This is a genomic window from Arthrobacter sp. TJ-217 (assembly GCF_058269255.1).
The window spans coordinates 137,194-161,522 of sequence record NZ_JBZCNJ010000008.1; the positions used below are offsets into that span (position 1 = coordinate 137,194).

Sequence of the window (24,329 nt, forward strand, 5' to 3'; positions counted from 1 at the left end):
AATCATGAGAATTCTTGTTACCGGAGGAAGCGGCTACATCGGCTCGCACACCGCGCTGGCGCTCCTTGAGGCCGGGCACGACGTCATCGTTGTCGACAATCTTGCAAATTCCACGGAGACCGCGCTGACGCGGGTCCAGGAACTGGCGGGACGCAAGCTGCGGTTCCACCGGGTCGACCTGCTTGATGAGCAGGGGCTCAATGGAGCCTTCGACACGGAGGACATTGAAGCAGTCATCCACTTTGCCGGGCTCAAGGCCGTCGGCGAATCGGTGGCACAGCCGCTGAGGTACTACCACAACAACGTCAGCGGCACCCTGAACCTCCTGCGCGCCATGGACGCCCACGACGTGCGCACGCTCGTGTTCAGCTCCTCGGCCACGGTGTACGGCGCATCCGAGGAGGTTCCCCTGACGGAGAAAATGCCCCTCGACGCGGTCAACCCCTACGGCCGGACCAAGGAACAGATCGAAGACATCCTCACGGACCTCGGTGCCGCCGACGGCCGGTGGAACATCGCCCTCCTGCGGTACTTCAACCCGGTGGGCGCCCACGAGTCAGGACGGATCGGTGAAGACCCGACGGGCGTTCCGAACAACCTCCTGCCCTTCGTCGCCCAGGTTGCGGTGGGCAGACGGGAGAAGGTGATGGTTTTCGGAAACGACTACCCCACCCCCGATGGAACCGGCGTGCGCGACTACATCCACGTCGTCGACCTCGCAGCAGGGCACCTTGCCGCCCTGAACTACCTCACCAAGCACACCGGGGTGCACCGGTGGAACCTTGGCACCGGCAACGGCTCATCGGTCCTTGAGGTCCTTGCCGCGTTCTCCAAGGCGGCCGGGCACCAGATTCCCTACGAGTTCGCTCCCCGCCGGCCCGGAGACGCAGCGGTGAGCTACGCCGACCCCTCCTCGGCCCTGGCCGACCTTGGCTGGTCCGCGGTGCGCACCCTCGACCAGATGTGCGAAGATCACTGGCGCTGGCAGAAGAACAACCCCCAGGGCTACGCCACCGGCGAGTAGCCCGGCGGTCCGGGATTAAGCGACGGCGGCGGCCGCTCTCCGAGGAGAGCGGCCGCCGCCGTTTGCCGTGCTACTGAGCCTCGGTTGGCCGGAGCACCGTCAATGCGCCGCCCTACCTGGCCGGGTAGTTGCGCTCGAGCGAGCCTGTGTAGAGCTGGCGGGGCCGGCCGATCTTCGTCTGCGGATCCTGCATCATCTCGCGCCACTGGGCGATCCAGCCCGGGAGTCGTCCGATCGCGAAGAGCACGGTGAACATCTTCTCGGGGAAGCCCATCGCCTTGTAGATCAGGCCGGTGTAGAAGTCCACGTTCGGGTACAGCTTGCGTTCGATGAAGTAATCATCGGCAAGGGCCTTCTCTTCGAGGCGCATCGCGATGTCGAGCAGCTCGTCGTTGCCGCCGAGTTTCGTGAGGATGTCATGGGCCGTGGCCTTGACGATCTTCGCGCGCGGATCGTAGTTCTTGTAGACGCGGTGACCGAAGCCCATGAGCTTCACGCCGTCTTCCTTATTCTTGACCTTCTCCATGAAGTCCTCGGGCTGCATGCCCTTGGCCTTGATGTCGCGGAGCATGTTCAGCACCGCTTCGTTCGCGCCGCCGTGCAGCGGACCGAACAGGGCGTTGATGCCTGCCGAGACCGACGCGAACATGTTCGCGTGGGAGCTTCCGACGAGGCGCACCGTCGACGTCGAGCAGTTCTGCTCGTGGTCGGCGTGAAGGATCAGGAGGAGGTCGAGGGCCTTGACCACCATGGGGTCGAGGTCGTACGGCTCGGCGGGAAGGCCGAAGGAGAGCCTCAGGAAGTTCTCGACGAGGTTCATCGAGTTGTCCGGGTACAGCATGGGCTGCCCGATCGACTTCTTGTGGGCGTAGGCGGCGATGACCGGCAGCTTGGCCATGAGGCGGAACGTGGAGAGTTCCACCTGCTCGTCGTCGAACGGGTCCAGGGAGTCCTGGTAGAAGGTCGAAAGAGCGGATACGGCCGAGGAAAGAACCGGCATCGGGTGGGCGTCACGGGGGAATCCGCCGAAGAAGCCCTTGAGCTCTTCGTGGAGCAGGGTGTGGCGGCGGATGCGGCCGTCGAAGGTCGAAAGCTCCTCCGGCGTCGGCAGGTTGCCGTAGATCAGGAGGTAGGACACCTCGAGGAAGCTCGAGTTCTCGGCGAGCTGCTCGATGGGGTACCCGCGGTAGCGCAGGATGCCCGCGTCGCCGTCGATGTAGGTGATTGCCGAGGTCGTCGCGGCCGTGTTCATGAAGCCCGGGTCGAAGGTGACGTTCCCGGTCTGCTTCAGGAGCTTCGAAATGTCGAAGCCGTTGTTGCCTTCAGCCGCGGCCAAAGTGGGCAGGCTGAGTTCGCCGCCGTTGAAGTGCAGCGAGGCACCGTTCTGCTCAGTCATTGACTCTCCTTCAGGAGCTGGAGTGAATTCATCGCAACGATGGAGGACACGGTCCGCGCGACGTTGGCATATTCAGCTGAAACGCTACCGCCAAGTTATCCGTGAACACTAATCCTGCGGGGGTTCGTTGTTGAAAAGCAACAAGCCCCTTCGCTCAGCGGCCGCCCTGAAGCCTTGACGCGGCGGCGTCGACGCGCTCGTCGCTGCCGGTTAGCGCCACCCGCACAAATCCATTTCCCGCCTCGCCGTAGAAGGTCCCCGGTCCGACAACGATCCCCAGATCGGCGAACCGGCCCATGGTGTCCCAGGTGGCCGAACCGTCGCTCGCCCAGAGGTAGAGCCCGGCTTCTGAGTCGGAAACAGTGAGCCCGAAGGATTCAAGTGCGGGGAGGAGCTTGGAGCGGCGGGACCGGTACCGGTCCTTCTGCGCCTGCACATGGGCGTCGTCGGCGAGCGCAGCCCGCATCGCTTCCTGCACGGGAAATGGAACGATCATTCCGGCGTGCTTGCGGGAATTGATGAGATTCGCCACAATCGCGCCGTCTCCGGCTACGAAGGCCGCCCGGTAGCCGGCTAGGTTCGATTGTTTGCTCAGCGAGTACACGGCGAGCAGCAGGTCGTTGTTCCCGCCGGAAACGCGCGGGTCGAGCACGCTCGGCACCGGGTCGCCGCCCTGCGAGCTGTCCCACCGGCCCCAGCCCAGCTCCGCGTAGCATTCGTCCGAGGCGACAACCGCCCCGAGCGACCTCGCGTCGTCCACGATCGCCCGCAGCGCCTCCGCCGGCAGCACCGAGCCCGTGGGGTTGGCCGGGCTGTTAACCCACACGAGCCGGACCCGTGCGCGGTCCTGCTCGGTCAGTTCGGCGAGGGAGTCTGCGGCGACCGGTGTCGCACCCGTCAGGAGGGCGCCGACGTCGTAGGTGGGGTACGCGACCCGGGGGCGCACGACGATGTCGCCCGGGCCGAGCCCGAGCAGCGTCGGAAGCCACGCGACGAGTTCCTTCGAACCCACGGTGGGCATGATGTTGGCCGGGTCGAGGCCCGGCACGCCCCGACGCCTGGCGAACCAGTCGCTGATCGCTTCGCGCAGGGCAGCGGTGCCGTGCGTCGTGGGATAGCCGGGAGCGTCGGCGGCGCGGGTCAGCGCCTGGCGGATGAGTTCCGGGGTGGGGTCGACCGGCGTTCCGATGGACAGGTTGACGATCCCGCCCGGATGCTTGGATGCCCGTTCAAGATAGGGAGCCAGCGCATCCCACGGGTAATCCGGCAGGCTCAGGCCGAAAGGACGCCCCTCCGGGTTCATGCGGGCTGGTTTTGCGGAGGGAGCGCGGCAATGATGGGGTGGTCCTTGCCCGTGTTGCCGACCTTGGCGGCGCCTCCCGGCGAGCCGAGGTCGTCGAAGAACTCGACGTTGGCCTTGTAGTACTCGGCCCACTGCTCGGGGGTGTCGTCCTCATAGTAGATCGCCTCGACGGGGCACACCGGCTCGCACGCACCGCAGTCAACGCATTCGTCGGGGTGGATGTAAAGCGACCGTTCACCTTCGTAGATGCAGTCAACAGGGCATTCTTCAATGCAGGCCTTGTCCTTAACATCCACGCACGGCTGTGCGATTACGTAGGTCACTTCCCACGCCTTTCCTTGAGACGGTTGAGCTTCGGGCACTCTCGGGTGCCCTACCAGCTTACCCAGTTCCGGGACGGCGGCGGCACTGCTCCCCCGGCCCCGTGCCCACGGGCTCCCGGGTCGGGGTACACGATCTCGGGATGCGGGGCTTCCGGCTCGCGCTGCCAGCCGGTGCGGACCACGCGGCCGCGGGTGCTTCCGCCCGCGGCTACGCTGGGAAGATGACCGACCCCGCCGTACTCCTGCGCTCACTTCCGGCGGGAACCCGGGTGGTTGTGCGTTACCGGGTGGAGGGCGGACTGACCGACGCGCTCGGGGATCTGATGGCGGTTGACGATGCTTCGTGCACTGTCCGCACCCGCCGGGGAGACGACGTCGTGCCGCTGGCGGATGTCATCGCCGCCAAGCCAGTTCCGCCCGCTCCCCCGCGGCGCGCGCCCCGGCGGTCCTCCTAGCTCCCCTTCACAGCCCCGTCCCCCGCAGGGCCTGCCATGCCCAGCCCTGCCCGCCAACTTCAAGCCTGCCCGCTGGTCGAACCCGATCGGTGGGCATATCCGGACATGCCCACCCGGAACGGGCCATCGGTGGGCAGCAGTACTCCGCGGGAACGGTCACCGGGCTTCGGACACCCCCGGGCGGCGCCGAGGACGTCGAGGGGTGGGTCCGCCGGAGTCAGCGGGCCGGAATTCCCGCCAGCGCCTGCCGAACCAGGGTCAGAAACAGCTCCGGCCGGTGAACCACCATGGCATAGGTGACGCGCAGGACCCGGACGCCGGCCACGGTCAGCAGGTTCCACCGGCGGCGGTCCTCGGCGAAGTCACCGGCCCCGCTGTGGTACTCCCTGCCGTCAACCTCAACGCCCAGCTCTCCCTCGACGAAGAGGTCGAGACGGCCCACCCCGGCGATATATACCTGGGCCCGCACGCTGAGACCGGCCTTGGTGATGTGGAACCGCGCGGCCGTCTCGATGATCGACTGGGAATGCGGGTTGATACGCCCGATCGTTGCGCGGTCCCGCCCATCACGCCGGCCCGAAAGGCGTCCGCGCAGTTCCTCAAGCCTGACTCCGTGCTGCACCACGGCGCACTCGACAATGCACAATGCGTCGAGGTCCGGCAGGCACCGCAGCGTCTGGAGGCAGATGTCGACAAGCGTCAACGGCCGCCGTGCCCGGTGCACCAGCAGGCCAGCGGGCAGCTGACGACCGTGATCGACCGCAACGTGAACCAGAGCCGGCTTCCGGAGCACCCAGAGCCCATGCCACTGCGCGGCGCTGACGCAGGCCAGTTCGGCCCTGGCGCAGCGTGCGGCAAGGAGGGATGGATCGGCGCCGGGAACAGCGAAAACTCCGCGTTCCGGCCTCGACATGCTGCCAGCCGACAGTGCTGCGGCGATCTGCGAACCGCCCACTCCGGCAGCCGCGAGCTGATGCCGCCGCGCAACACCGCCAAGCCCCTCAAGAACCTGAACAACGTCCATCCGCCTACTCTGGCTGCGGACGGGAGGCGCGGACTTTGGCAAGTGCCCTGTGTGGACAATCCGGGCGCACCTGGCCAGCATCGGGCCCAAGGCCGGCCCGGCAGGTGCCCCGCCCTCCCCCGAACAGCGCGTTTACCCACCGAACGGTACCTTCCGGTGGGCATGTCCGGACATGCCCACCGGAAGCGGCCGACCGGTGGGCAGGGGCGCCGGAGGAGGCGATTCCTGCACCGGATTTCGGCATTGGGTTTTACCAATCGTGGAGGCCTGCTGCCGTATGATGTGCCTATGCACAGCGACGAGGACCTCCAGGCACGCGGCCGGGCCCTGAGCTCTCCGGTCCGGCTACGCATTCTCCGTCTCTGCCTTCACAAGGCACGGACGAACAAGGAGATCGCCGAGGTCCTCTCCCTCAATCCCGCGACGGCGCTGCATCACGTTCGGACCCTGCTCTCGGCGGGGTACCTGCGCGCCGAGGAGCCCCGCGCGGGGAACCGCGGTGCCCGTGAGATCCCCTACCGCGCCACCGGGATGTCCTGGGGCAGCAGCCTTCCCAATGCCGCCCCGGTGCTTGTGGAAACGTTCCTGCAGGAGATCGAGGGACTCGCGCCCTCCGAAATCGACGTGTGGCGCCTCGGGGTGCGCCTCAATGAGGCAAACCGGTCGGAAATGATGGACCGCATCCGTGCGATTTTCGAGGAGTATGCGGCGCGCGGCGACGACGACGGCACCGCCACGTCGATCATGCTCGCCCACCACCTCGACCGCACCGCAGACTAGCGGCGCGGCCGGAAGCGCCGCCGGGAACGGCCCGCCGGGCCAGGGCTCGGCGGGGGCCGGCGTTCAGCGGCGCCGGCCGGTACCCAGCAGCGCGGCGCACACTCCGACGCCGATCAGGGTCACCACGGCGAGGCCGAAGATCCAGATATTGCCTGCCGCGGCCGAGGGAAGATCGGGGCCGCGGTCGGTGCCGGTGAGGATGAGCGTCTCGCGGCTCATCGAAATCAGGGCCACGAGTACATACGCCGTGCCCCCGCTCAGGGCCGACACCAGAATGCTGCGCAGGCGCAGGCCGCACCAGACCTGGATGCTTCCGGCCAGGAGCAGCGCCGCGAGGGCACCCGCCGGAAGGTCGACGGCGCCGAGGCGCAGGATGTGGGCGTGAAGCGCGGTGCCGAGGACGGCGGTGACTATCCCGCCGGCCAGACCCAGCGCCAGTGCGCGCGGCCGGGACGCCCGGTTAACCGGCTGACGCCGGCCCTCCCGGAGATCGGGAAGGCCGGCGTCGACGTTGGAATGCACGGGAAGCGGTCCAGGCCTAGGCGCGGGCCCGCGAGCGTGAGGCACGCATGCGCTCGTTGGCGTCGAGGATCACCTTGCGGATGCGGATCGACTCCGGGGTGACCTCAACGCACTCGTCTTCGCGGGCGAATTCGAGGGACTCCTCAAGGGTGAGGTTGCGCGGAGGGGTCAGGTTCTCGAAGCTGTCCGATGAAGCGGCACGCATGTTGGTGAGCTTCTTTTCCTTGGTGATGTTGACCTCCATGTCGTCGGCGCGGGAGTTCTCGCCAACGATCATGCCCTCGTACACCTCGGAGGTGGGCTGCACGAAGAACGAGCCGCGCTCCTGCAGGTTGATCATCGCGAACGGCGTCACGACACCGGCGCGGTCGGCGATCATCGAACCGTTGGTGCGGTATTCGATGTCGCCGGCCCAGGGCTCGTAGCCCTCGGAGATCGACGCCGCGATGCCGGCGCCGCGGGTGTCGGTCAGGAAGCGGGTGCGGAAACCGATGAGGCCGCGGGCCGGAACGATGAATTCCATGCGGACCCAGCCGGTGCCGTGGTTGGCCATGTTCGTCATGCGTCCCTTGCGGGCGGCCATGAGCTGGGTGACGCCGCCGAGGTATTCCTCGGGAACGTCGATGGTCATGTGCTCCATCGGCTCGTGGATCTTGCCGTCGATGGTCTTGGTGACAACCTGCGGCTTGCCGACGGTGAGCTCGAAGCCTTCGCGGCGCATCTGCTCAACGAGGATGGCCAGGGCGAGCTCGCCGCGGCCCTGGACCTCCCAGGCGTCGGGACGCGCGGTGGGCAGGACGCGCAGCGACACGTTGCCGATGAGCTCCTTGTCGAGGCGGTCTTTAACCTGGCGGGCCGTGACCTTGGCGCCCTTGACCTTGCCGGCCAGCGGCGAGGTGTTGATTCCGATGGTGACGGAGATCGCGGGGTCGTCGACGGTGATCAGCGGCAGCGGCTGGGGGTTGTCGACGTCGGTGAGGGTCTCGCCGATGGTGATGCCCTCGATGCCGGCGACGGCCACGATCTCGCCGGGTCCTGCCGACTCGGTCGGAACGCGGTCCAGGGCCTTGGTGGCCAGGAGTTCGGTGATCTTGACGCTCTTCAGCTCGCCGTTCTGGCGGGCCCAGGCAACGGTCTGGCCCTTGCGGAGGGTTCCGTTGAAGATGCGCAGCAGGGCGAGGCGGCCGAGGAACGGCGACGCGTCAAGGTTGGTGACGTGCGCCTGGAGGACGCCGTCCGGGTTGTACGAGGGGGCGGGGATGTGCTCGATGATCGTCTGGAACAGGGGCTCCAGGTTCTCGTTCGAGGGAATCGTGCCGTCCGCGGGCTGCTCGAGCGAAGCCGCACCGGCGCGCGCCGCGGCGTAGACGACGGGGACGTTGAGGATCGAGTCGAGGTCCAGGTCGGGAACCTCGTCGGCGAGGTCGGACGCCAGGCCCAGGAGCAGGTCCATCGACTCGCTGACAACCTCTTCGATGCGGGAGTCGGGGCGGTCGGTCTTGTTGACGAGCAGGATCACGGGGAGCTTCGCGGCGAGGGCCTTGCGCAGCACGAAGCGGGTCTGGGGCAGCGGGCCCTCGGACGCGTCGACGAGAAGCACGACCCCGTCGACCATTGACAGACCGCGTTCCACCTCGCCGCCGAAGTCGGCGTGGCCCGGGGTGTCGATGACGTTGATGGTGATCGTCTCGCCCTTGGCCGAGGGGCCGTCGTAGAACACGGTGGTGTTCTTCGCGAGGATGGTGATGCCTTTTTCGCGCTCAAGGTCGCCCGAGTCCATGACCCGGTCGGCGACGTCGCCGTGGGCGGCGAAGGAGTTGGTCTGCTTCAGCATGGCATCGACCAGCGTGGTTTTTCCGTGGTCAACGTGGGCCACGATGGCTACGTTGCGGAGATCGCTGCGGACAGCGGTGTTGCCTGTGGTTTCAGACATGCTTAAGGCTCAATTCAGTATCTAAAGCGGGGAATTGTCGGCGGCAGCAATGCGCGCCCTGCATCAAGTCTACGGGTTTGACAAAACGAGACCTAATGAGCCCTCCACGCGCGGCCCCGCGGCGGGCGGTTTAAACGGCGAACGACGGCGGCGTTCCCCGGATTGAAGGGAGCGCCGCCGTCGTTTCGGCTGAGAGCGAAGCCGACCTACGCGGCCTCTGGGGGAAGCACGAGGCCCGCCCCCGGGATCGCCGCAAGCAGGGCCTGCGTGTAGGCGGTCTGCGGGTTGTCGAAGACCTCGTCCGTGGAGCCCTGCTCGACGAGCTTTCCCTTTTCCATCACGGCCACGTGGTCGGCAATCTGGCGGACGACGGCCAGGTCGTGGGTGATGAACAGGTAGCTCAGGCCGAGTTCGGCCTGGAGGTCGGCGAGCAGGTTCAGGATCTGGGCCTGCACCAGGACGTCGAGCGCCGAAACGGCCTCGTCGCAGATGACGACTTCCGGATCCAGTGCCAGCGCCCGGGCGATGGCCACGCGCTGGCGCTGTCCTCCGGAGAGTTCGTTCGGGAAGCGCTGCATCATCGATGCGGGCAGCGCCACCTGGTCCAGCAGTTCACGGACCTTCTTTTCGCGGCTCTTGCCGTTGCCGACCCCGTGCACCCGGAGGGGCTCTTCGATGGTGCGGAAGATGTTGTACATGGGGTCGAGCGAGCCGTACGGGTCCTGGAAGATGGGCTGAACGCGGCGGCGGAAATTGAACAGTTCCTTCCGGCCCAGTGTGGTGATGTCCACCCCGTCGAACCGGATGTTCCCCTCCGTCGCCGTTTCGAGGCCGAGGACCATGCGCGCAACGGTTGACTTGCCGGAGCCCGACTCCCCGACGACGGCGGTGGTTGTGCCGCGGGCGATGGAGAACGAAACGTTGTCGACCGCCGTGAAGTCGCTGGACTTGCCCCAGTTGCCGCGGATCTTGAAGACCTTCGACAGGTCCTTGACCTCGATCACCTTGTCCGTGGTGTCGGCCTTCGCCGGGTTCGGGGCGAGCAGGTCGTCCGTTTCGACGCCAAGCTTCTTGGCCGACTCGATCCGCCGCGACGCGATCGAGGGCGCCGAGGCCACAAGCTTCTGCGTGTAGGGGTGGCGGGGGTTGGTGAGCAGCTCGAGGGCGGGACCGGCCTCGACGACCTGGCCCTTGTACATGACGATGACCTTGTGGGCACGCTCGGCGGCGAGGCCGAGGTCGTGCGTGATCAGCAGCACCGCGGTGCCGAGCTCGTCCGTCATCCGGTCCAGGTGGTCAAGGATCTGGCGCTGCACCGTCACGTCGAGGGCGGATGTCGGCTCGTCGGCGATCAGCAGGCGGGGCCTGCAGGACAGCCCGATCGCGATCAGGGCCCGCTGCCGCATTCCCCCGGAGAACTCGTGGGGGTACTGGTTGGCCCGGGACGCCGCGTCGGGCAGGCCGGCCTCGGCGAGGACCTTGGCCACGTCCTTCGGTGCCGAAGGCAGGCCGTTGGCACGCAGCGTCTCGCGCACCTGGAAGCCGATCTTCCACACCGGGTTGAGGTTCGACATCGGGTCCTGCGGAACCATGCCGATCGAGGAGCCGCGCAGTTCGACAATGCGCTTTTCACTGGCATGCGTGATGTCCTCGCCGTCGAACAGGATGGTCCCGTTGGAGACCTTGCCGTTGCCGGGCAGGAGCCCGATCGCGGCCAGCGCGGTCGTCGACTTGCCCGAGCCGGACTCGCCGACGATCGCCACCGTCTCCCCCGGCATGACAGTCAGGTGCGCATTGCGCACCGCCGGGACGTCGCCGTTCGAGGTGGTGAAGGTGATGGCGAGATCGCGGAGTTCAAGCAGCGGCTTGACCGCTGGATCCGCCGCCGGGGTCGGGATCTCATTTCCAATGCTGGTGCTCATCGCTTGCGGGCCTTTGGATCGAGAGCGTCACGCAGGGCATCGCCCAGCATGATGAAGCTCAATACGGTGAGGGACAGTGCGAGACCGGGCCAGAAGATCGCCATCGGGTTGCTGCGCAGCGAGGACTTCGCGGAGAAGATGTCATTGCCCCAGGACATGACCTCCGGGGGCAGGCCGATGCCGAGGAACGACAGCGTCGACTCGGCCACGATGAACGTGCCAAGCGAGATGGTCGCGATGACGATGACCGGTGCGATGGCGTTGGGGATCACGTGCTTGACCAGTGCGCCGATCGGCGAGACACCGAGGGAACGGGCCGCCATCACGAAGTCCGCGTTGCGCACCTCGATGACCGCCGCACGGGTGATCCGCGCAATCTGCGGCCAGCCGAACGTGACGAGGATCGCCACGAGCGTCCACACGTTGCGGTTCTGCTGGAAGAACGGGAGCTGGACGATGACGATTGCGCCAAGGATCAGCGGCAGTGCGAAGAAGACGTCGCCGATGCGGGCCAGGATCGCGTCGACCCAGCCGCCGAAGAAACCCGCCAAGGCTCCGAAGAGCCCGCCGATGATGAGGACGCCGAGGGTTGCGAACAGTCCAACCGTCAGCGAGGACTGGGTGCCGTGCACAACGCGCGAAAGGATGTCGCAGCCCTGCTGGGTGAAGCCGAGCGGGTGTCCCGGGGCGGGCCCGCCGTCGGAGTTGGCCAGCAGGCAGTTTGCGTTGGGCGGTTCGTTGGTGAACAGGCCGGGGAAGATTGCCACGAAAACAACCGCCAGGATCAGCGCAGCGCTGACCAGGAACAGGGGCTGGCGGCGCAGGCTCCGCCAGGCCTCGCTCCACAGGCTCGAGGGCGCGGCATCGCTCGTCGCACTGTCGGTCGGACGCACGGGAGTTTCCTCAACGTCGGCCACGAAGTGCTCGATGGGGTAGGCGGAGGTCTTTGTCCGGACCACCGTCTTCATATTCTTTTCAATCTCAGGCATACCGGATCCTTGGGTCAAGCCACGCGTACAGGAGGTCCACCAGCAGGTTGGCTAGGCAGAAGATGAGGATGAGGAACGTGACGATTGAAACAACCGCCGGCCCGTCCCCGTTCAGCACGGCGCGGTACAGCGTGAGGCCGACGCCGTTGACGTTGAAGATTCCCTCGGTGACGATCGCCCCGCCCATGAGGGCGCCGAGGTCGGCGCCGAGGAAGGTGACCACGGGAATCATTGAGTTGCGGAGGATGTGCACGACGACGACGCGCTTGCGGCTGAGCCCCTTGGCGGTGGCCGTGCGGACATAGTCGGCGTTGATGTTCTCGATGATGGACGTGCGGGTCAGGCGCAGCACGTAGGCAAACGAAACAAGCCCGAGGACGACTGCCGGAAGGATCAGCTCGGTGACCGTGGCGTCACCGCTCACCGTGGGGTTCGTCCAGCCGAGCTTGACGCCGATCAGGAACTGCATGAGGAAGCCGAGGACGAAGATGGGCACCGCGATGACCACGAGGGAGAGCACCAGAACGGAGGAGTCGAACAGCTTCCCCTTACGCAGGCCGGCGATGAGGCCGAAGATGATGCCGAAGACGGCTTCGAAGATCAGGGCCATAACGGCGAGCTTCGCCGTTGTCGGGAAGACCTCGGCGATGATCGTGGCGATGGAGCGGCCGGAGAAGTTGGTGCCGAGGTCGAAGGTCAGGATGCCCTTGAGGTAGAGCAGGTACTGGACCCAGAACGGCTGGTCCAGGTTGTACTGCTCGCGGAGCGCGGCAATGACGGCGGGGGTACACCCGCGCTCGCCACAGATGGCTGCCGTGGCATCGCCGGGAAGGCTGAAGACCAGGAAATAGACGAGGAGGGTTGCTCCGAGGAAGACAGGGACCAGCTGCAAGAAGCGCCGGAAGATATACCAGGCCATTAGCGTGCACCTCCCGGCGCATCAGTCGTTCGGACGGAACGCTGCTGTGGGTTGTTCATTGGGGTTTGAACCTTTTCGTTGGAGCACGGAAAAGGGGCCTGCCCTGTGACAGGCAGGCCCCGATGCCGAGTTCGGGTTACTTGCCGGTAATGGCGTGGTAAAGCGGCACGCCGTTCCAGCCGAATTCAACACTGTCCACGTTGTTGCTCCAGCCGCCCTGGGCGACCTGGTACCACAGCGGAATGGCGGGGAGGTCCTCGAGGAGGGTCTCCTGCGCCTTGTTCATTGCCTCGTTGCCTTCTTCGATCGAGTCGGCGGCAAGGCCTTCCTTCAGCGCCTTGTCGAACTCCGGGTTGGTGTACACGGAGTCGTTCGATCCGGCGCCGGTGGCGTAGATCGGTCCGAGGAAGTTGTACAGCGAGGGGTAGTCAGCCTGCCAGCCGGAGCGGATCGCGCCGGTGAGGGTCTGCTCGGTCGCCTCGGTGCGGACTTCCTTGAAGGTGGCGTACGGCTTGCCGGTGATCTCGATGCCCAAGGTGTTCTTGACGCTGTTGACCAGTGCCTCGACCCACGTCTTGTGATCGCCCTTGTCGGCGTTGTACGCGATGGTCAGGGCTTCGGAATCGTCGTAAGGCTCGAGCTTCTCGGCCTCGGCCCACAGTTCCTTGGCCTTCTCCGGGTTGTACTCAAGGTTTTCGCTGCCGGGCAGGTCTTCCTTGTAGCCGGGGAGGACGGGAGCGGTGAACTCCTTGGCAGGGGTGCGGCCGTTGTTGAAGATCACCTTGGTGATCTCGTCACGGTTGATGGCCATCGACAGGGCCTGACGGCGCAGCTTGCCTGCCTCGCCGTCCCAGTTTTCGAGGTAGTACGGCACGGCGATCGTCTGGTTGCCGGCGTACGGGGACTCGATCGAGCGCTCACCAAGGTCGTTCTTGAAGTTCTTGATGTCGGACGTCGGGATCGTCTTAAGGACGTCGAGGTTGTCCGAGATCAGGTCCTGGTAGGCCGTGGTGTCGTTTTGGTAGATCTTGAACGTCACGCCACCGTTCTGAGCTTCCTGGGGACCTTCGTACTCATCATTGGGTACGAGTTCGATCTGCTCGTTGTGCTTCCAGGCACCTTCGGAAGCGAACTTGTAGGGTCCGTTGCCGATCGGGTTCTCGCCGAAGGCCTTGGGATCCTTGAGGGCTCCCTCGGGCAGCGGGTAGAACGCGCTGTAGCCGAGGCGCTGGGTCCAGTCGGACTCAGGCTGCGACAGGGCAACGGTGAAGGTCTTGTCGTCAACGACCTTGAGGCCGCTCATCTCGGTGACGGTTGAGCCCTCGGCGCTTGCCTCGGCGTACCCTTCGATGCTCTCGAAGAAGTAGCTGCTCAGCTGTGCGTTCTTGGCTGCTGCGCCGTAGTTCCACGCGTCAACGAAGGAGGCTGCGGTAACGGGATCACCGTTGGTGAAGGTCTTGCCCTCCTTCAGGGTGATCGTGTAGTTCTGGGCGTCCTCGGTCTCGATGGACTCCGCCATTTCGTTCTGAACCTTGCCGTCGGCGTCGTAGCTTACGAGGCCAGCAAAAATCAGATCGAGGATGGCGCCGCCGCCAACCTCGTTGGTGCTCGTGGGAATCAATGGGTTCTGGGGTTCAGAACCGTCCACGACGATCACGGCATCGGTGTTGCCGCCGGTTGCAGCTTCATCATTGCTTCCGCCGCCACCGCATGCGCTCAGCGCGAAGACAGCGACCGCTGCCACGCTGAGAATTTTGGAATTGCGCGCAAAACGCATTCCGCCTCCTAGTTGTAGGTATCGACCCAGAGCATGTTACATCCGGGACTGCTGGCTTGGTTGGTACGCATGAGCCAACTCACACCGGGAAATCATATGCCCGAAAAGATTGTGCAACGCAACAAAATGAGGTGCGGCGCGCTGGACGACTCCCAGCCCGGCCACAGGAAGGCGGCCCCAACCCCGGGGTTTCAACGCTGGAGCAGTTCCCTCCGCCGGAAGGTAACGTTTTGGTAACGCGCCGTGGCGGCGGGCCCTGTACTGTGCCCCGGGGCATTTCCGTGAGCGATAACACTTCCCGCAGGGGTCGCCGGCAGGGCCCGGGGGGTCTATAGTCGGCCGGCGCGGGCGGCTAGTCCGACGACGCCAGAAGCCTTGCGCGCAGCTCCCGGCGTTCCCGCTGCTGTTCGGGGTCGGGAAGGGGAACCGCCGCCAGCAACCGCTGGGTATACGGGTCCTGTGGACTGCGCAGGATCTGGTCCCTGGTTCCCTGTTCAACAATCCGGCCGCGCCTCATCACGCAGATGTGGTCGGCGAGCACGTCGACCACCGCGAGGTCGTGGGTGACGAAGAGGCATGCGAACCCGAGTTCGCGCTGCAGGTTCTGGAAGAGCTCGAGCACCCTCGCCTGGACCGACACGTCGAGTGCCGACGTCGGCTCGTCGGCGACCATGAGCTTCGGCCTCAGCGACAGCGCCCGGGCGATGCCCACGCGCTGTTTCTGGCCGCCCGAGAGTTCGTGGGGATACCGGTTGCGGTAACTGCGCGGCAGTTCGACCTGGTCGAGGAGCACCTCGATCCGCTTCTGCAGCTCGGCGCCCTTCGCCTCGCCCGCAAGCAGCATCGGCTCTCCGATGCTTTCACCGATCGGCAGCCGCGGATTCAGGGATGAGGCGGGATCCTGGAAAACCATGCCGATGTGCCGGCGTACTGCCGCAAGTTCCTTCGACGTCGGTTTCATGGCGCTGATATTGGTGCCCACGACGGTCAGGGTGCCCTCGGCCACGGGAAGCAGCCCGACAGCCGCGCGGCCGATCGTGGTCTTCCCCGAGCCCGACTCCCCCACCAGCCCGATCACCTGTCCGGGATAGACAACGAGGTTCGCCCCTTCGACCGCCCGGAACGCGGGGACCCGGCCCTGCTTCGGGTACTCGATGGCCACGTCCTTCAAGGACAGGACCGGCTCCGCGCCCACCGGGTTGTCCAGTTCCTCCTCGAGCCCTGCCAGCACTTCCCGCTCCCGGCGCACGAGCTCGTCGTGGTCAACCCCGTCGAGCTCCGCGTGCGTTGCCGCGGCAAGAGCGGCCGTGATGTCGACGTCGCCGCCGGCGCCCTGCCCCAGGTGCGGGACGGCCGCGAGCAGCGCACGGGTGTATTCGTGCTGCGGGTTCCCGAAGATCTGGGCGGCGGTCCCGGTCTCGACGATCTCGCCCTTGCGCATGACGGCGATCCGGTCGGCCAGGTCGGCCACAACGCCCATGTCATGGGTGATGAGCACGATGGCGCTGTCGAGCTTGGTGCGCAGGTTGCGCATCAGGTCGAGGATTTCGGCCTGCACCGTGACGTCGAGCGCTGTTGTCGGTTCGTCGGCGATGAGCAGCCTTGGGTCGCAGGAGAGGGACTGCGCGATCATTGCCCGCTGGCGCTGCCCTCCGGAAAGCTGGTGGGGGTAGGAACGGAACGCCTTCTCGGGGTCCGGAAGCTCAACCATGGCGAGCAGCTGCAGGGCGCGCGCCTTTGCGTCGTCGGGGGATATCTGGCGGTGCAGGCGGAGGGTCTCCACGATCTGGAAACCCACCGTGTAAACGGGGTTCAGCGCAGTCATGGGTTCCTGGAAAATCACGGCGACGTCGCGGCCGCGCACCTCACGCAGCTGGGCGGGAGACATTGTCAGGACCGACTTGCCGTTGAGGATCACCTCCCCGGTGACCCTGCTGTTCGAGGGAAGCAGTCCGAGCAGCGACATCGAACTCGCGCTCTTGCCCGACCCGGATTCACCGACGATCGCCAGGACCTCGCCGGCGTTCACGTGGTAGTTCAGGTTCTTGGCCGCGGGCACCCATTTCTTGTCAACGCCGAAGTCGACACAGAGGTTACGGACCTCGAGGACCGGCCCGCGCGTGCCGGTGGCGGAGTCGTCGGCACTGCCGATGATGTTGGCCGTCATGATGCACTTCCCTTCACTATGGCGCCCACCGGGTATCCCCGGCGATCCACCCGGCATTGCTTGATTGACCCGCCTGAGCGAAATCCTGAAACTATAGAGCGATGAGCAGCCCCCGCAGCACCTCCGGCGCTACAGTCTTCAAGGCCCGCACCAGCCTCTGGTTCACCGGGCTCGCCTTCGCGATCTCCGCGGTGGGCATCGCGTCGGTGCTCACCTTCGAAGGATCGGCCGGGCTCGGCTCGGTCGTGCCGCTTGCAGCCTTCGCTTATGTGGCGTGGTGGCTGTTCTGGTACCCATGCGTCATCCTCGACGATTCCGGGGTGACTCTGCGCAACCCGCTGAGCACCGTGCAGGTGCCCTGGCCGGCACTGATCCACGTCGATACGAAGTACGCCCTGAAACTTGTGACCCCGAGCGGGTCGTTCACCGCGTGGGCCGCACCCGCCCCCGGTGTCTGGGGCACCCATGCGGGCAAGCCCCAGCACCTGACCAACCTCCCGGGAACGAGCTACGGTCCCGGCGGTTCGGTCAGGCCCGGCGACCTGAAGCACACCGACTCCGGCCATGCCGCCTACCTCGTTCGATCCCAGTGGGAGAAGCTTCTTGCCGAGGGCGTTATTGACATCGACGCCACCGATTCCGCCGTCGTCGCCAAGCGCATCAACGCAGCGCCGATCCTCGTCGGTGTGCTCCTGATCGCCGGCGCCGCCGCGGCGGGCGTGCGCTGACGGGCGCAGAACCGCGCTCATGCGTCCACGGCAGGGCTTGATTCCTTGGCCTTGCGCGCGTTGAACTTCTTCTGCCGGGGATCGAATGCATCGCGCAGGCCGTCACCGATGAAGTTGATCGTCAGGCAGATGAGCACGATGAAGATCCCGGGAAACCAGAACAGCCAAGGGCGCGTCTGGAAGGCTTCCTGGTTCTGGCTGATGATCAGGCCAAGCGACACATCCGGGGCGCGGACGCCGAAGCCGAGGAAGCTGAGGGCCGTCTCGAGCAGGATGGCCGCGGACATCAGCAGCGTGGTGTTCACGATAATGACGCCGACGGCATTGGGCAGGATGTGCTTGAAGATGATCCGCACATTCGACGCACCGGCGATCTTGGCCGCATCGACGAACTCGCGTTCACGCAGGGAGAGGAACTCCCCGCGCACGAGCCGCGCCATGCCCGTCCACGCGACAAGGCCGAGGAAGATCCCGAGGAAGTAGACGGCGGCCCCGCCGGTGAGACCGCCCCCGACGGTGCGGCCCAGCACAGCTGCGAGGACGATGAGCGGGATGATGATGACGATGTCGGTGAAACGCATCAGCACCGCTTCGGTCATGCCCCTGAAGTACCCGGAGCAGGCTCCAACAACCACGCCGACGAAGCCCGCAATGGCTCCGGTCAGGAACATGATGATGATCGAGTTCTGCGCACCCCGCATGGTCATCGCGAAGTAGTCGCGGCCGATGGCATCCTGGCCGAAGGGGTGATCGCCCCAGCTGAAGGGGCCGGTGACGGTTGGGGCTCCGCCGCCGACGACGGGCAGGAACTGTGTGTGGTTGTACTTCCACCACCCGGGGATCCCTGCGAAGCCCAGCGAGGTGAACGCCAGGATGAAGATCAGGGCGAACACGACGAGGCTGATGATCGCTGCGGTGTTGTCGAAGAACCGCCTGCGGACGATCTGGCCCTGCGACATGCCCTTCAGCTCGGGATCGGCAACCGGCCCCGTCTCCCGGGGCGAAGGGCCTACTTCGCCGCGCGGGGTTTCGGACGAATCCTGGATAGTCATGTTTTCACCCTTACGCGTGGGTCAAGGACCGAGTAGACGAGGTCTGCAATGAGGTTGAACAGGAGCGCGAGGATGCCGACCACCAGGAAGAATCCCATGATCGGGTTGGGGTCGGTCCGGTGGAGGGCCTGGACGAAGAGCTGGCCCATGCCGGAGAACGCAAACACCTGTTCGGTGATGACGGCGCCGCCTATCAGCGCCCCGATATCGAAGGCCACCAGGGTTGCCAGCGGGATCAGGGCGTTGCGGAACGCGTGGCGCATCACGACGACGCGCTCGGAGAGGCCCTTGGCGCGGGCGGTGCGGATGTAGTCCATGTTCATGATTTCGAGCATCGACGCCCGCGAGTAGCGGCTGTAGCTCGCGAGCGAGGCCAGCAGCAGGGCCAGCGTCGGAAGCAGCAGGTGGGTGAAGCTGTCGAGCCCCTCGATCCAGAAGTTGCCATCCAGCCCGGGGGTCGATGCGCCGATCGTGGCGATCGGCCGGCCGCGCACGCGTGAATTGTCGACGTAGGAGGGCCAGGTGACCATGAACCGGTCAAGGACGATGAGCCCGCCCATGAGCAGGCCGGTCAGGGCCGCGGCGCGCATGCTCTGGCCACGGTCGTAGCCGCCCATCGCATAGCCGACGCCGATTCCCACAAGGACGGTGAGGACGCCGAGCCCGAGCATCAGCCAGATGGTTGCCGCGCCGAGCATGGGATTCACCACGTAGTAAGCCACGAGCCCCAGCGCCACCATGATCATCGCCGAGCCGAGCGCCCGGCGGTTCTTGAGGCCCGCCGTGAGCAGTGTGATTCCGTAGGCCAGCGCCACACCGGATACGAGGATCACCACCGGTCCCAGGCCGGGGTTGGTGAACCAGTCGACGAGGTTGAGGACGGAGAAGAACGCCGCCGCGGCCAGTGCCCCGAGCGCGAAGGCCACGGCTTTGCGCTTGGCCGAGCCTCCGGCGAACAGCATCCAGATCACGCCGCTGACGACGGCGAGCACAACAATGCTCGAGACGGGAATGTCCGGGTCGCGAAGGAAATTGTTGAAGCCGATGGCGCCGAACTCCTTGAGCAGCACCGCGAGCCAGAAAATGGGAAGGGAGAAGAACAGGAAGGACATGAAGGTCACGCCGTAGTCCAGCCCGCTGTACTGCCGGAGGGCGGTGATGATGCCCAGGGAGATTCCGATGACGATCGCGAGGATCGTCGCGGTCGTGACAAGGAGGATCGTGTTGCCCGTTGCCCGCATCAGCGCGTCGGTCACGGCTTCGCCCTGGATGCTCCGCCCGAGGTCGCAGTTCCCAAGGAACGGCACAACGCACTGCACCGCACCGGAGAGCCAGCCGAAATACCGCAGGGGGGCCGGCGTATTGAGGTCGAGCAGTTCGGTACGCGCCTGGATGAGCTGCTCCCGGTTGGGGGCGTTGCTGGCGCGCAGTTCCTCCAGTGGATCCCCGGACGCCGCCGTGAGCAGGTAGACGAGGAATGAGGCGCCGAACAGGATGAGGAGCGCTGTTATAAGACGCCGAACGATGTAGGTGACCATGCTGACGAGGCCTCAATATCTGTGTCGCCGATTTTCCGGGCTATCGCTGAATTCTAATCCAAGCGCACAGTGTCCGGAATTATGTGGACCGGGGGCGGGGAAATGCGAAAGGTGCCGGAACCGGTTGAGGCGGTTCCGGCACCTTTCAGGATTCGGTGACGAGGTCGACCGAAACTATGAGGTGACTTCCCAATCCCAGAAGTTCCACCAGATGCCGGTCTGGTTCGGCATGTACTCGGGACCCTTGATGTTGTCGGTATGGGCGTTGATTCCGGGCAGCTGGAACAGCGGCAGCCCATACTTGGAGTCCCAGATCAGCTTGTCGATCTGGATCTGCAGATCCTGCTGGACGGCAGGGTCGGTCTCCACGATGAGCTGGTCCATGAGCTTGTCGGCTTCGGGGCTTGAGAACGTGTTGAAGTTCGAGCCCGCGTCGGTCTTGAAGATCTGGGGCACGCCCGAGACCGAAACACCGTTGTTGATCCAACCGAAGATCGTTGCGTCGTACGTGCCGTTACCCAGGGCCGCTGACCAGTCAGAGGCTCCGAGCCCGCCGTCGACGATCTTGAATCCGGCCTGCGTCGCTGATTCGGCGATCAGCGTGTAAGCGTCAAGACGGTTCGGGTTGTCCCGGTTGTACATGATGCGCACCTCGGGGGTTGCCCCGTCGAGGAGTTCCTTGGCGCCTTCGATGTCGACCTCGTTGTACTCTTCCGACCCGTTGTTCTCGGCCGATTCCTCGTACCCTTCCTGGTCGGCCAGGAACAGCTGCGAGTTCAGCGGAGTGGCCTCGGGGTTCAGCTTCTTGATGATCGAGTCGACGATCTGGGTCCGCGGCACCGTCTTCATGAACGCTTCGCGCACGTTCTCTTCCTTGAAGACTCCCGTGAAGTTCAGGTCGAGGTGGTCGTAGGACAGTTCATTGCCACGCAGGACCTGGATGCCTTCGAGGGCTTCGAGCTGCTCGGCGGTGTCGGCCGATGCCTGCGGCGCGATTATGTCGACCTCGCCGTTCTGCAGGGCCTGCACCTGGGCAGGAGCCTCGCCGATGTAGCGGATGGTGATCTCGTCGACCTTGGGCATTGGCCCCCAGGTGTAGTCCTCGTTGCGCACGAGGGTCATGCTCTGGTCCGGGGTCATGGCCGAGACGATGAACGGGCCGTTCGAGAGGAACAGCGAGGGGTCGGACGGCAGTGACTTGGTGTCGAAGCCGGTGTTCCAGAAGTCTGCGACAGCCTTCAGCTCCGGGCGGTCCTGCGGCTTCTCCGGATCGCCCTTGGGCTCCGTCTGGATCAATTCGATGAGCGCGTCTTCGTCGGCGAGCCCGGCATTCGTAGCGACGACGTGGGCGGGCATCCCGATGCCACCCTCCGTCATCGTGCCGAAGGCCACTTCGTAGTCGGCGAAAGGCTCTGAATACGTGAGCGTCATCGAGCGGCCGTCGTCACCGATCTCGGGAACGTCGGTGAGGGCAAGTCCGCTGGTGTCCCCCGCGTAGTCGAAGTAGTTGGTTCCCGACGTCACCTCGCCGGCGTCGTCGGTTTTCGCGTCGTTGAAGTGTCCGGAACCGACGGCCCACGCCAGGAGCATGTCACCCGCATCGACCGGTTCGCCGTCGGACCACTTAACGTCCTCATTGATCGTGTACTTCACGGTCAATGGATCTTCGGAAACCACATCGAGGGTTCCGAAATCGGTGTTGGGGACCACTTCAAGATCATTGTTGATGTAGTTGAAGCCGGAATGCGTGATGTAGGCAATATTGCCGTTGATATCGACATTGCCTTCCGAGGTTCCGTTGTTGAAAGAACTGAACGCGTTCACTTCAACAACTCGGATTTCGCCGCCGGTTTGTTCTCCGTCAGTGCCTTCGGTGTTTTCGGCACCGGTATTGGCAGCGCACGCGCTAAGAGCAAGTGCAGCGGCAGCCGCGACACTCACCGCTTTGGAAATACGTCCGAAACGCATTCCGCCTCCTATTTTATTGGTGTGGATTCAGCCCCCCATGTGGTCTTACATGGCGGGCCACGCGCCATATTGTGGGGTGGCGCCCCTCACATGAGCAGAAGCCTAGTAGCCGACGGTTACCAGCGGGTATCGATTCAATTGCGGCGCTGCGGTTGTTACCGAGATGCAACCAAAGCAGGACGCCGGCCGCGGCGGCGCCCGGGCCGGCGGAGCTCACCGGGAGGCTCCGGGGGCGTTGTCTGATTCAGGCCCGGGCATTAGTGTGGTCTGGGCCGCCATATAGGTCTCACAACGCTCATGGCGGTGGCATCGGGCCCGTCCGGTATGGGGATCGGACGGGCTCCCGCCTGCCTCATCCTCGTACCGGACGGCGCCCCGGCAGGTATCCCGGCGTTCCGCACGGGTGTCCGCCACTGTGGCGGCAGGAGCGGGCAGGCGCTAGTTCCTTCGGGCAGGCGGTTCCCCAGGACCGTCCGGGTGCGGGGAATCAACCCGCTGCCGCTAAGCTTGCGGCGTGACCTCTCCCGCCGAAGCCGCACTGGCTCTGCTTGCAGCGGCGGTGATTCTCACCCTCCCTGGTGCCGCCATCCTTCGAATGCTGCGCGTGCGCGGCTTCGCCTTTTTCGCACTCACCCCGGCACTCTCCGTGTCGATTGTCAGCGTCAGCGCCATCGTGGGGCCGTGGCTCGGCATGAGCTGGGGCTGGTGGGTTCCAGCAGCCGGACTGGCTGTGGTCCTGGTGGTGCTGGGAATCCTTCGCAGGCTCCTACCGGCGGTGGCCGGGGAACCGGCACCGCAGACCCTGGCACGGACCTCGGGCGGACTGGAACGCACGGCCCTGCGGTGGGGGCTGGTTGGAGTAGCCGCAGCCGCAGTACTCGTGACCCTGAGGTTCGCCATTGCGGCCGGCGGCCTTGAGAGCGTCACCCAGAACTACGACACCGTCTTCCACCTCAACGCCGTCCGCTACATCCTGGTCGACGGCGACGCTTCATCCTTCGCGATCAACGCCTACGTGCGTCCCACAGCGGGCGGCTCCTTTTACCCGGCAGCCTGGCACGACGTCGTGAGCCTGGTGATCCAGCTGTCCGGGGCGAGCATCCCCGCGGCAACGAACCTCGTCTGGATCCTCACCGCCGCCGTCGTCTGGCCGCTGAACGTTCTGTTCCTCACGCGCACGCTGGTCGGCCCGGTCCCCGGAGTCCTCGCAGCGGCGGGCGTCTTGGCCGCCGGGTTCTCCGCCTTCCCGTACCTGCTCCTGTACTACGGATCGGTCTACCCGAATTTCCTGGCGAACGCGCTGCTGCCCGGCGGCCTCGCCCTGGCCCTGATCCTGCTCCGGCAGGGACGGGAACCGGCCCTGGCGCTCACCGCTGCCGTCGTTCAGTTCATCCTCTACCTGCCCGGCCTCGCGCTTTCGCAGCCCAACGCGGTCTTCTCGCTGGTGTTCCTGCTGACTCCGCTCATTGTGCTCATGGTTATGCGGTGGTTCAGGGAGGGCTTCCGCCGATCCCGCGCCTCCGGCCTGAAACGCCTGGGCTCGGTCCTGGTGTCTGCCGCGGTGCTCGGCGCGCTGCTGCTCTCCAACCCGACGTTCATGAGGCTCTTCGGGTGGAAACACCCCCAGGGCATGCCCTTCTACGAAGCCCTCCTGCGGGGATTCACGAACTGGCCCTCCCCCACGATCACCCCGCCGCTTGTCCTCACCATTCTGGTGGTGCTCGGGCTCTACCGGCTGACCCGTCACGAGCACCGCGGGTGGCTGGTCGCCACCGTCGTGCTCACCGCCGTCACCTATGCCTTCGCCATCGGCTCCGAAAGCCGGCTCGCGAACCTGCTGATCGCGCCGTGGTACGGCAACCCCGACCGGATTGCCGCCCTCGCCCCGATGTTCGGCGTGCCGCTGGCCGCCGTCGGCACCGCGGTGGTGCTTAAACGGGTCTCCGAACGCTTCTCGCGGTCCTGGCTGAGGGCTCCCGTGGCTGCGGTGGTGCTCGGCTCCGTCGTCGCCGCGTCATCGGTCACCCTGTGGCAGATGACCGGCAACCTCGGCGATGCCTTCCGCGTGCCCAACACCCCCCACCGCGAAAAGCAGTTGGACCGTGACGAATTGGCCCTCCTGCGGGAGCTTGACCGCCATGTGCCGGCCGACGCCCTGGTGATCAGCAACCCATGGAACGGTTCGGCTCTGGCCGAGGCACTGTCGGACCGCCGGATGCTCTACCCCTACATGTCGATGGCGGCCCTGGACGAGGACCGCGACCTGCTGCGGCGGCGTCTCGACGAGATCGGAGCCGCTGATGCCGTATGCGCCGCCGCCCAGCGGCTCGGCGTCGAGTATCTTCTCGATTTCGGGGACGACCTGATTTCCGCGGCGGACATCCCGGGGAAGCTCCGATACCCGGGGGTCAGCCGGGCGGCCATCTCGGGATCGTTCGAGCTGGTCCATGAAGTAGGGCATGCCGGCGTTTACAGGCTCAAGGACTGCGCCCCCTCCCCCTGAAGTGGG

Annotated in this window: 19 protein-coding genes; 5 read left to right on the forward strand and 14 right to left on the reverse strand. The window is 65.6% G+C overall.

Going from position 1 to position 24,329, the window contains the following annotated elements; genetic code table 11:
• Positions 1 to 4: 4 nt before the first annotated feature.
• Positions 5 to 1,024, forward strand: a complete 1,020-nt coding sequence (gene galE / locus AC4D2R_RS14640) for a UDP-glucose 4-epimerase GalE (protein ID WP_490940859.1) — start codon at positions 5 to 7, stop codon at positions 1,022 to 1,024.
• Between the two features lie 112 nt (positions 1,025 to 1,136).
• Here galE and AC4D2R_RS14645 read toward each other — a convergent pair whose 3' ends face one another.
• From AC4D2R_RS14645 to fdxA, 3 genes are all read right to left on the reverse strand, one after another.
• Entirely contained in the window at positions 1,137 to 2,420 is a 1,284-nt protein-coding gene (locus AC4D2R_RS14645) for a citrate synthase (RefSeq protein ID WP_490940861.1), read from the reverse strand.
• 154 nt (positions 2,421 to 2,574) lie between these two features.
• The gene (dapC, locus tag AC4D2R_RS14650; RefSeq protein ID WP_490940863.1) at positions 2,575 to 3,723 is read right to left on the reverse strand and encodes a succinyldiaminopimelate transaminase; all 1,149 of its coding nucleotides are present in this window, start codon (positions 3,721 to 3,723) and stop codon (positions 2,575 to 2,577) included.
• Positions 3,720 to 4,046, reverse strand: a complete 327-nt coding sequence (fdxA, locus tag AC4D2R_RS14655; RefSeq protein ID WP_120164998.1) for a ferredoxin — start codon at positions 4,044 to 4,046, stop codon at positions 3,720 to 3,722. Before fdxA ends, dapC begins: the two co-directional genes overlap by 4 nt.
• 221 nt (positions 4,047 to 4,267) lie before the next feature.
• Between fdxA and AC4D2R_RS14660 the strand changes: the two genes are divergently transcribed.
• Positions 4,268 to 4,501, forward strand: a complete 234-nt coding sequence (locus AC4D2R_RS14660; protein WP_490940865.1) for a putative acetyltransferase — start codon at positions 4,268 to 4,270, stop codon at positions 4,499 to 4,501.
• A gap of 217 nt (positions 4,502 to 4,718) precedes the next feature.
• Here AC4D2R_RS14660 and AC4D2R_RS14665 read toward each other — a convergent pair whose 3' ends face one another.
• The gene (locus AC4D2R_RS14665; protein WP_490940867.1) at positions 4,719 to 5,525 is read right to left on the reverse strand and encodes a hypothetical protein; all 807 of its coding nucleotides are present in this window, start codon (positions 5,523 to 5,525) and stop codon (positions 4,719 to 4,721) included.
• Positions 5,526 to 5,813: 288 nt separating this feature from the next.
• On the opposite strand from AC4D2R_RS14665, the gene AC4D2R_RS14670 reads away from it, so the two are divergent.
• On the forward strand, positions 5,814 to 6,305 hold the full coding sequence (locus AC4D2R_RS14670; RefSeq protein ID WP_490940869.1) for a helix-turn-helix domain-containing protein: 492 nt from the start codon (positions 5,814 to 5,816) through the stop codon (positions 6,303 to 6,305).
• Between the two features lie 63 nt (positions 6,306 to 6,368).
• Here the strand turns inward: AC4D2R_RS14670 and AC4D2R_RS14675 are convergent, their stop codons facing one another.
• The 7 genes from AC4D2R_RS14675 to AC4D2R_RS14705 form a co-directional block, all read right to left on the reverse strand.
• Positions 6,369 to 6,827 (reverse strand): hypothetical protein, encoded by a 459-nt coding sequence (locus tag AC4D2R_RS14675; RefSeq protein ID WP_490940870.1) that lies wholly within the window; start codon positions 6,825 to 6,827, stop codon positions 6,369 to 6,371.
• 16 nt (positions 6,828 to 6,843) lie between these two features.
• A complete protein-coding gene (gene typA / locus AC4D2R_RS14680) occupies positions 6,844 to 8,760 on the reverse strand; it encodes a translational GTPase TypA (RefSeq protein WP_490940871.1) in 1,917 nt (638 codons plus the stop codon).
• A 206-nt stretch (positions 8,761 to 8,966) separates the two neighbouring features.
• Positions 8,967 to 10,682, reverse strand: a complete 1,716-nt coding sequence (locus AC4D2R_RS14685) for an ABC transporter ATP-binding protein (RefSeq protein WP_490940872.1) — start codon at positions 10,680 to 10,682, stop codon at positions 8,967 to 8,969.
• A complete protein-coding gene (locus tag AC4D2R_RS14690; protein ID WP_490940941.1) occupies positions 10,679 to 11,650 on the reverse strand; it encodes an ABC transporter permease in 972 nt (323 codons plus the stop codon). The genes AC4D2R_RS14685 and AC4D2R_RS14690 overlap by 4 nt, the downstream gene beginning before the upstream one ends.
• Before the next feature lie 13 nt (positions 11,651 to 11,663).
• Positions 11,664 to 12,590 carry an ABC transporter permease gene (locus AC4D2R_RS14695; protein WP_490899583.1) on the reverse strand — a complete coding sequence of 309 codons (927 nt, stop codon included), beginning with the start codon at positions 12,588 to 12,590 and terminating at the stop codon, positions 11,664 to 11,666.
• A 136-nt stretch (positions 12,591 to 12,726) separates the two neighbouring features.
• Entirely contained in the window at positions 12,727 to 14,367 is a 1,641-nt protein-coding gene (locus AC4D2R_RS14700; protein ID WP_490940873.1) for a peptide ABC transporter substrate-binding protein, read from the reverse strand.
• A gap of 352 nt (positions 14,368 to 14,719) precedes the next feature.
• Positions 14,720 to 16,534 (reverse strand): ABC transporter ATP-binding protein, encoded by a 1,815-nt coding sequence (locus AC4D2R_RS14705; RefSeq protein WP_490899581.1) that lies wholly within the window; start codon positions 16,532 to 16,534, stop codon positions 14,720 to 14,722.
• A 101-nt stretch (positions 16,535 to 16,635) separates the two neighbouring features.
• Between AC4D2R_RS14705 and AC4D2R_RS14710 the strand changes: the two genes are divergently transcribed.
• Entirely contained in the window at positions 16,636 to 17,262 is a 627-nt protein-coding gene (locus AC4D2R_RS14710) for a PH domain-containing protein (RefSeq protein WP_490940874.1), read from the forward strand.
• A 17-nt stretch (positions 17,263 to 17,279) separates the two neighbouring features.
• Here AC4D2R_RS14710 and AC4D2R_RS14715 read toward each other — a convergent pair whose 3' ends face one another.
• From AC4D2R_RS14715 to AC4D2R_RS14725, 3 genes are all read right to left on the reverse strand, one after another.
• Positions 17,280 to 18,314 carry an ABC transporter permease gene (locus AC4D2R_RS14715; RefSeq protein WP_490940875.1) on the reverse strand — a complete coding sequence of 345 codons (1,035 nt, stop codon included), beginning with the start codon at positions 18,312 to 18,314 and terminating at the stop codon, positions 17,280 to 17,282.
• Entirely contained in the window at positions 18,311 to 19,852 is a 1,542-nt protein-coding gene (locus tag AC4D2R_RS14720) for an ABC transporter permease (RefSeq protein ID WP_490940876.1), read from the reverse strand. The genes AC4D2R_RS14715 and AC4D2R_RS14720 overlap by 4 nt, the downstream gene beginning before the upstream one ends.
• A 174-nt stretch (positions 19,853 to 20,026) precedes the next feature.
• On the reverse strand, positions 20,027 to 21,820 hold the full coding sequence (locus AC4D2R_RS14725; RefSeq protein WP_490940877.1) for an ABC transporter family substrate-binding protein: 1,794 nt from the start codon (positions 21,818 to 21,820) through the stop codon (positions 20,027 to 20,029).
• 514 nt (positions 21,821 to 22,334) lie between these two features.
• On the opposite strand from AC4D2R_RS14725, the gene AC4D2R_RS14730 reads away from it, so the two are divergent.
• Positions 22,335 to 24,323, forward strand: a complete 1,989-nt coding sequence (locus AC4D2R_RS14730) for a DUF6541 family protein (protein ID WP_490940878.1) — start codon at positions 22,335 to 22,337, stop codon at positions 24,321 to 24,323.
• Positions 24,324 to 24,329 lie beyond the last annotated feature (6 nt).

What these genes read in the sequence shown, in the direction of transcription:
- galE (WP_490940859.1), top strand. Translation starts at nt 5, where the DNA reads ATGAGAATTCTTGTTACCGGAGGAAGCGGCTACATCGGCTCGCACACC.
- AC4D2R_RS14645 (WP_490940861.1), bottom strand. Translation starts at nt 2,420, where the DNA reads ATGACTGAGCAGAACGGTGCCTCGCTGCACTTCAACGGCGGCGAACTC.
- dapC (WP_490940863.1), bottom strand. Translation starts at nt 3,723, where the DNA reads ATGAACCCGGAGGGGCGTCCTTTCGGCCTGAGCCTGCCGGATTACCCG.
- AC4D2R_RS14660 (WP_490940865.1), top strand. Translation starts at nt 4,268, where the DNA reads ATGACCGACCCCGCCGTACTCCTGCGCTCACTTCCGGCGGGAACCCGG.
- AC4D2R_RS14665 (WP_490940867.1), bottom strand. Translation starts at nt 5,525, where the DNA reads ATGGACGTTGTTCAGGTTCTTGAGGGGCTTGGCGGTGTTGCGCGGCGG.
- AC4D2R_RS14670 (WP_490940869.1), top strand. Translation starts at nt 5,814, where the DNA reads ATGCACAGCGACGAGGACCTCCAGGCACGCGGCCGGGCCCTGAGCTCT.
- typA (WP_490940871.1), bottom strand. Translation starts at nt 8,760, where the DNA reads ATGTCTGAAACCACAGGCAACACCGCTGTCCGCAGCGATCTCCGCAAC.
- AC4D2R_RS14685 (WP_490940872.1), bottom strand. Translation starts at nt 10,682, where the DNA reads ATGAGCACCAGCATTGGAAATGAGATCCCGACCCCGGCGGCGGATCCA.
- AC4D2R_RS14690 (WP_490940941.1), bottom strand. Translation starts at nt 11,650, where the DNA reads ATGAAGACGGTGGTCCGGACAAAGACCTCCGCCTACCCCATCGAGCAC.
- AC4D2R_RS14695 (WP_490899583.1), bottom strand. Translation starts at nt 12,590, where the DNA reads ATGGCCTGGTATATCTTCCGGCGCTTCTTGCAGCTGGTCCCTGTCTTC.
- AC4D2R_RS14700 (WP_490940873.1), bottom strand. Translation starts at nt 14,367, where the DNA reads ATGCGTTTTGCGCGCAATTCCAAAATTCTCAGCGTGGCAGCGGTCGCT.
- AC4D2R_RS14705 (WP_490899581.1), bottom strand. Translation starts at nt 16,534, where the DNA reads ATGACGGCCAACATCATCGGCAGTGCCGACGACTCCGCCACCGGCACG.
- AC4D2R_RS14710 (WP_490940874.1), top strand. Translation starts at nt 16,636, where the DNA reads ATGAGCAGCCCCCGCAGCACCTCCGGCGCTACAGTCTTCAAGGCCCGC.
- AC4D2R_RS14715 (WP_490940875.1), bottom strand. Translation starts at nt 18,314, where the DNA reads ATGACTATCCAGGATTCGTCCGAAACCCCGCGCGGCGAAGTAGGCCCT.
- AC4D2R_RS14720 (WP_490940876.1), bottom strand. Translation starts at nt 19,852, where the DNA reads ATGGTCACCTACATCGTTCGGCGTCTTATAACAGCGCTCCTCATCCTG.
- AC4D2R_RS14725 (WP_490940877.1), bottom strand. Translation starts at nt 21,820, where the DNA reads ATGCGTTTCGGACGTATTTCCAAAGCGGTGAGTGTCGCGGCTGCCGCT.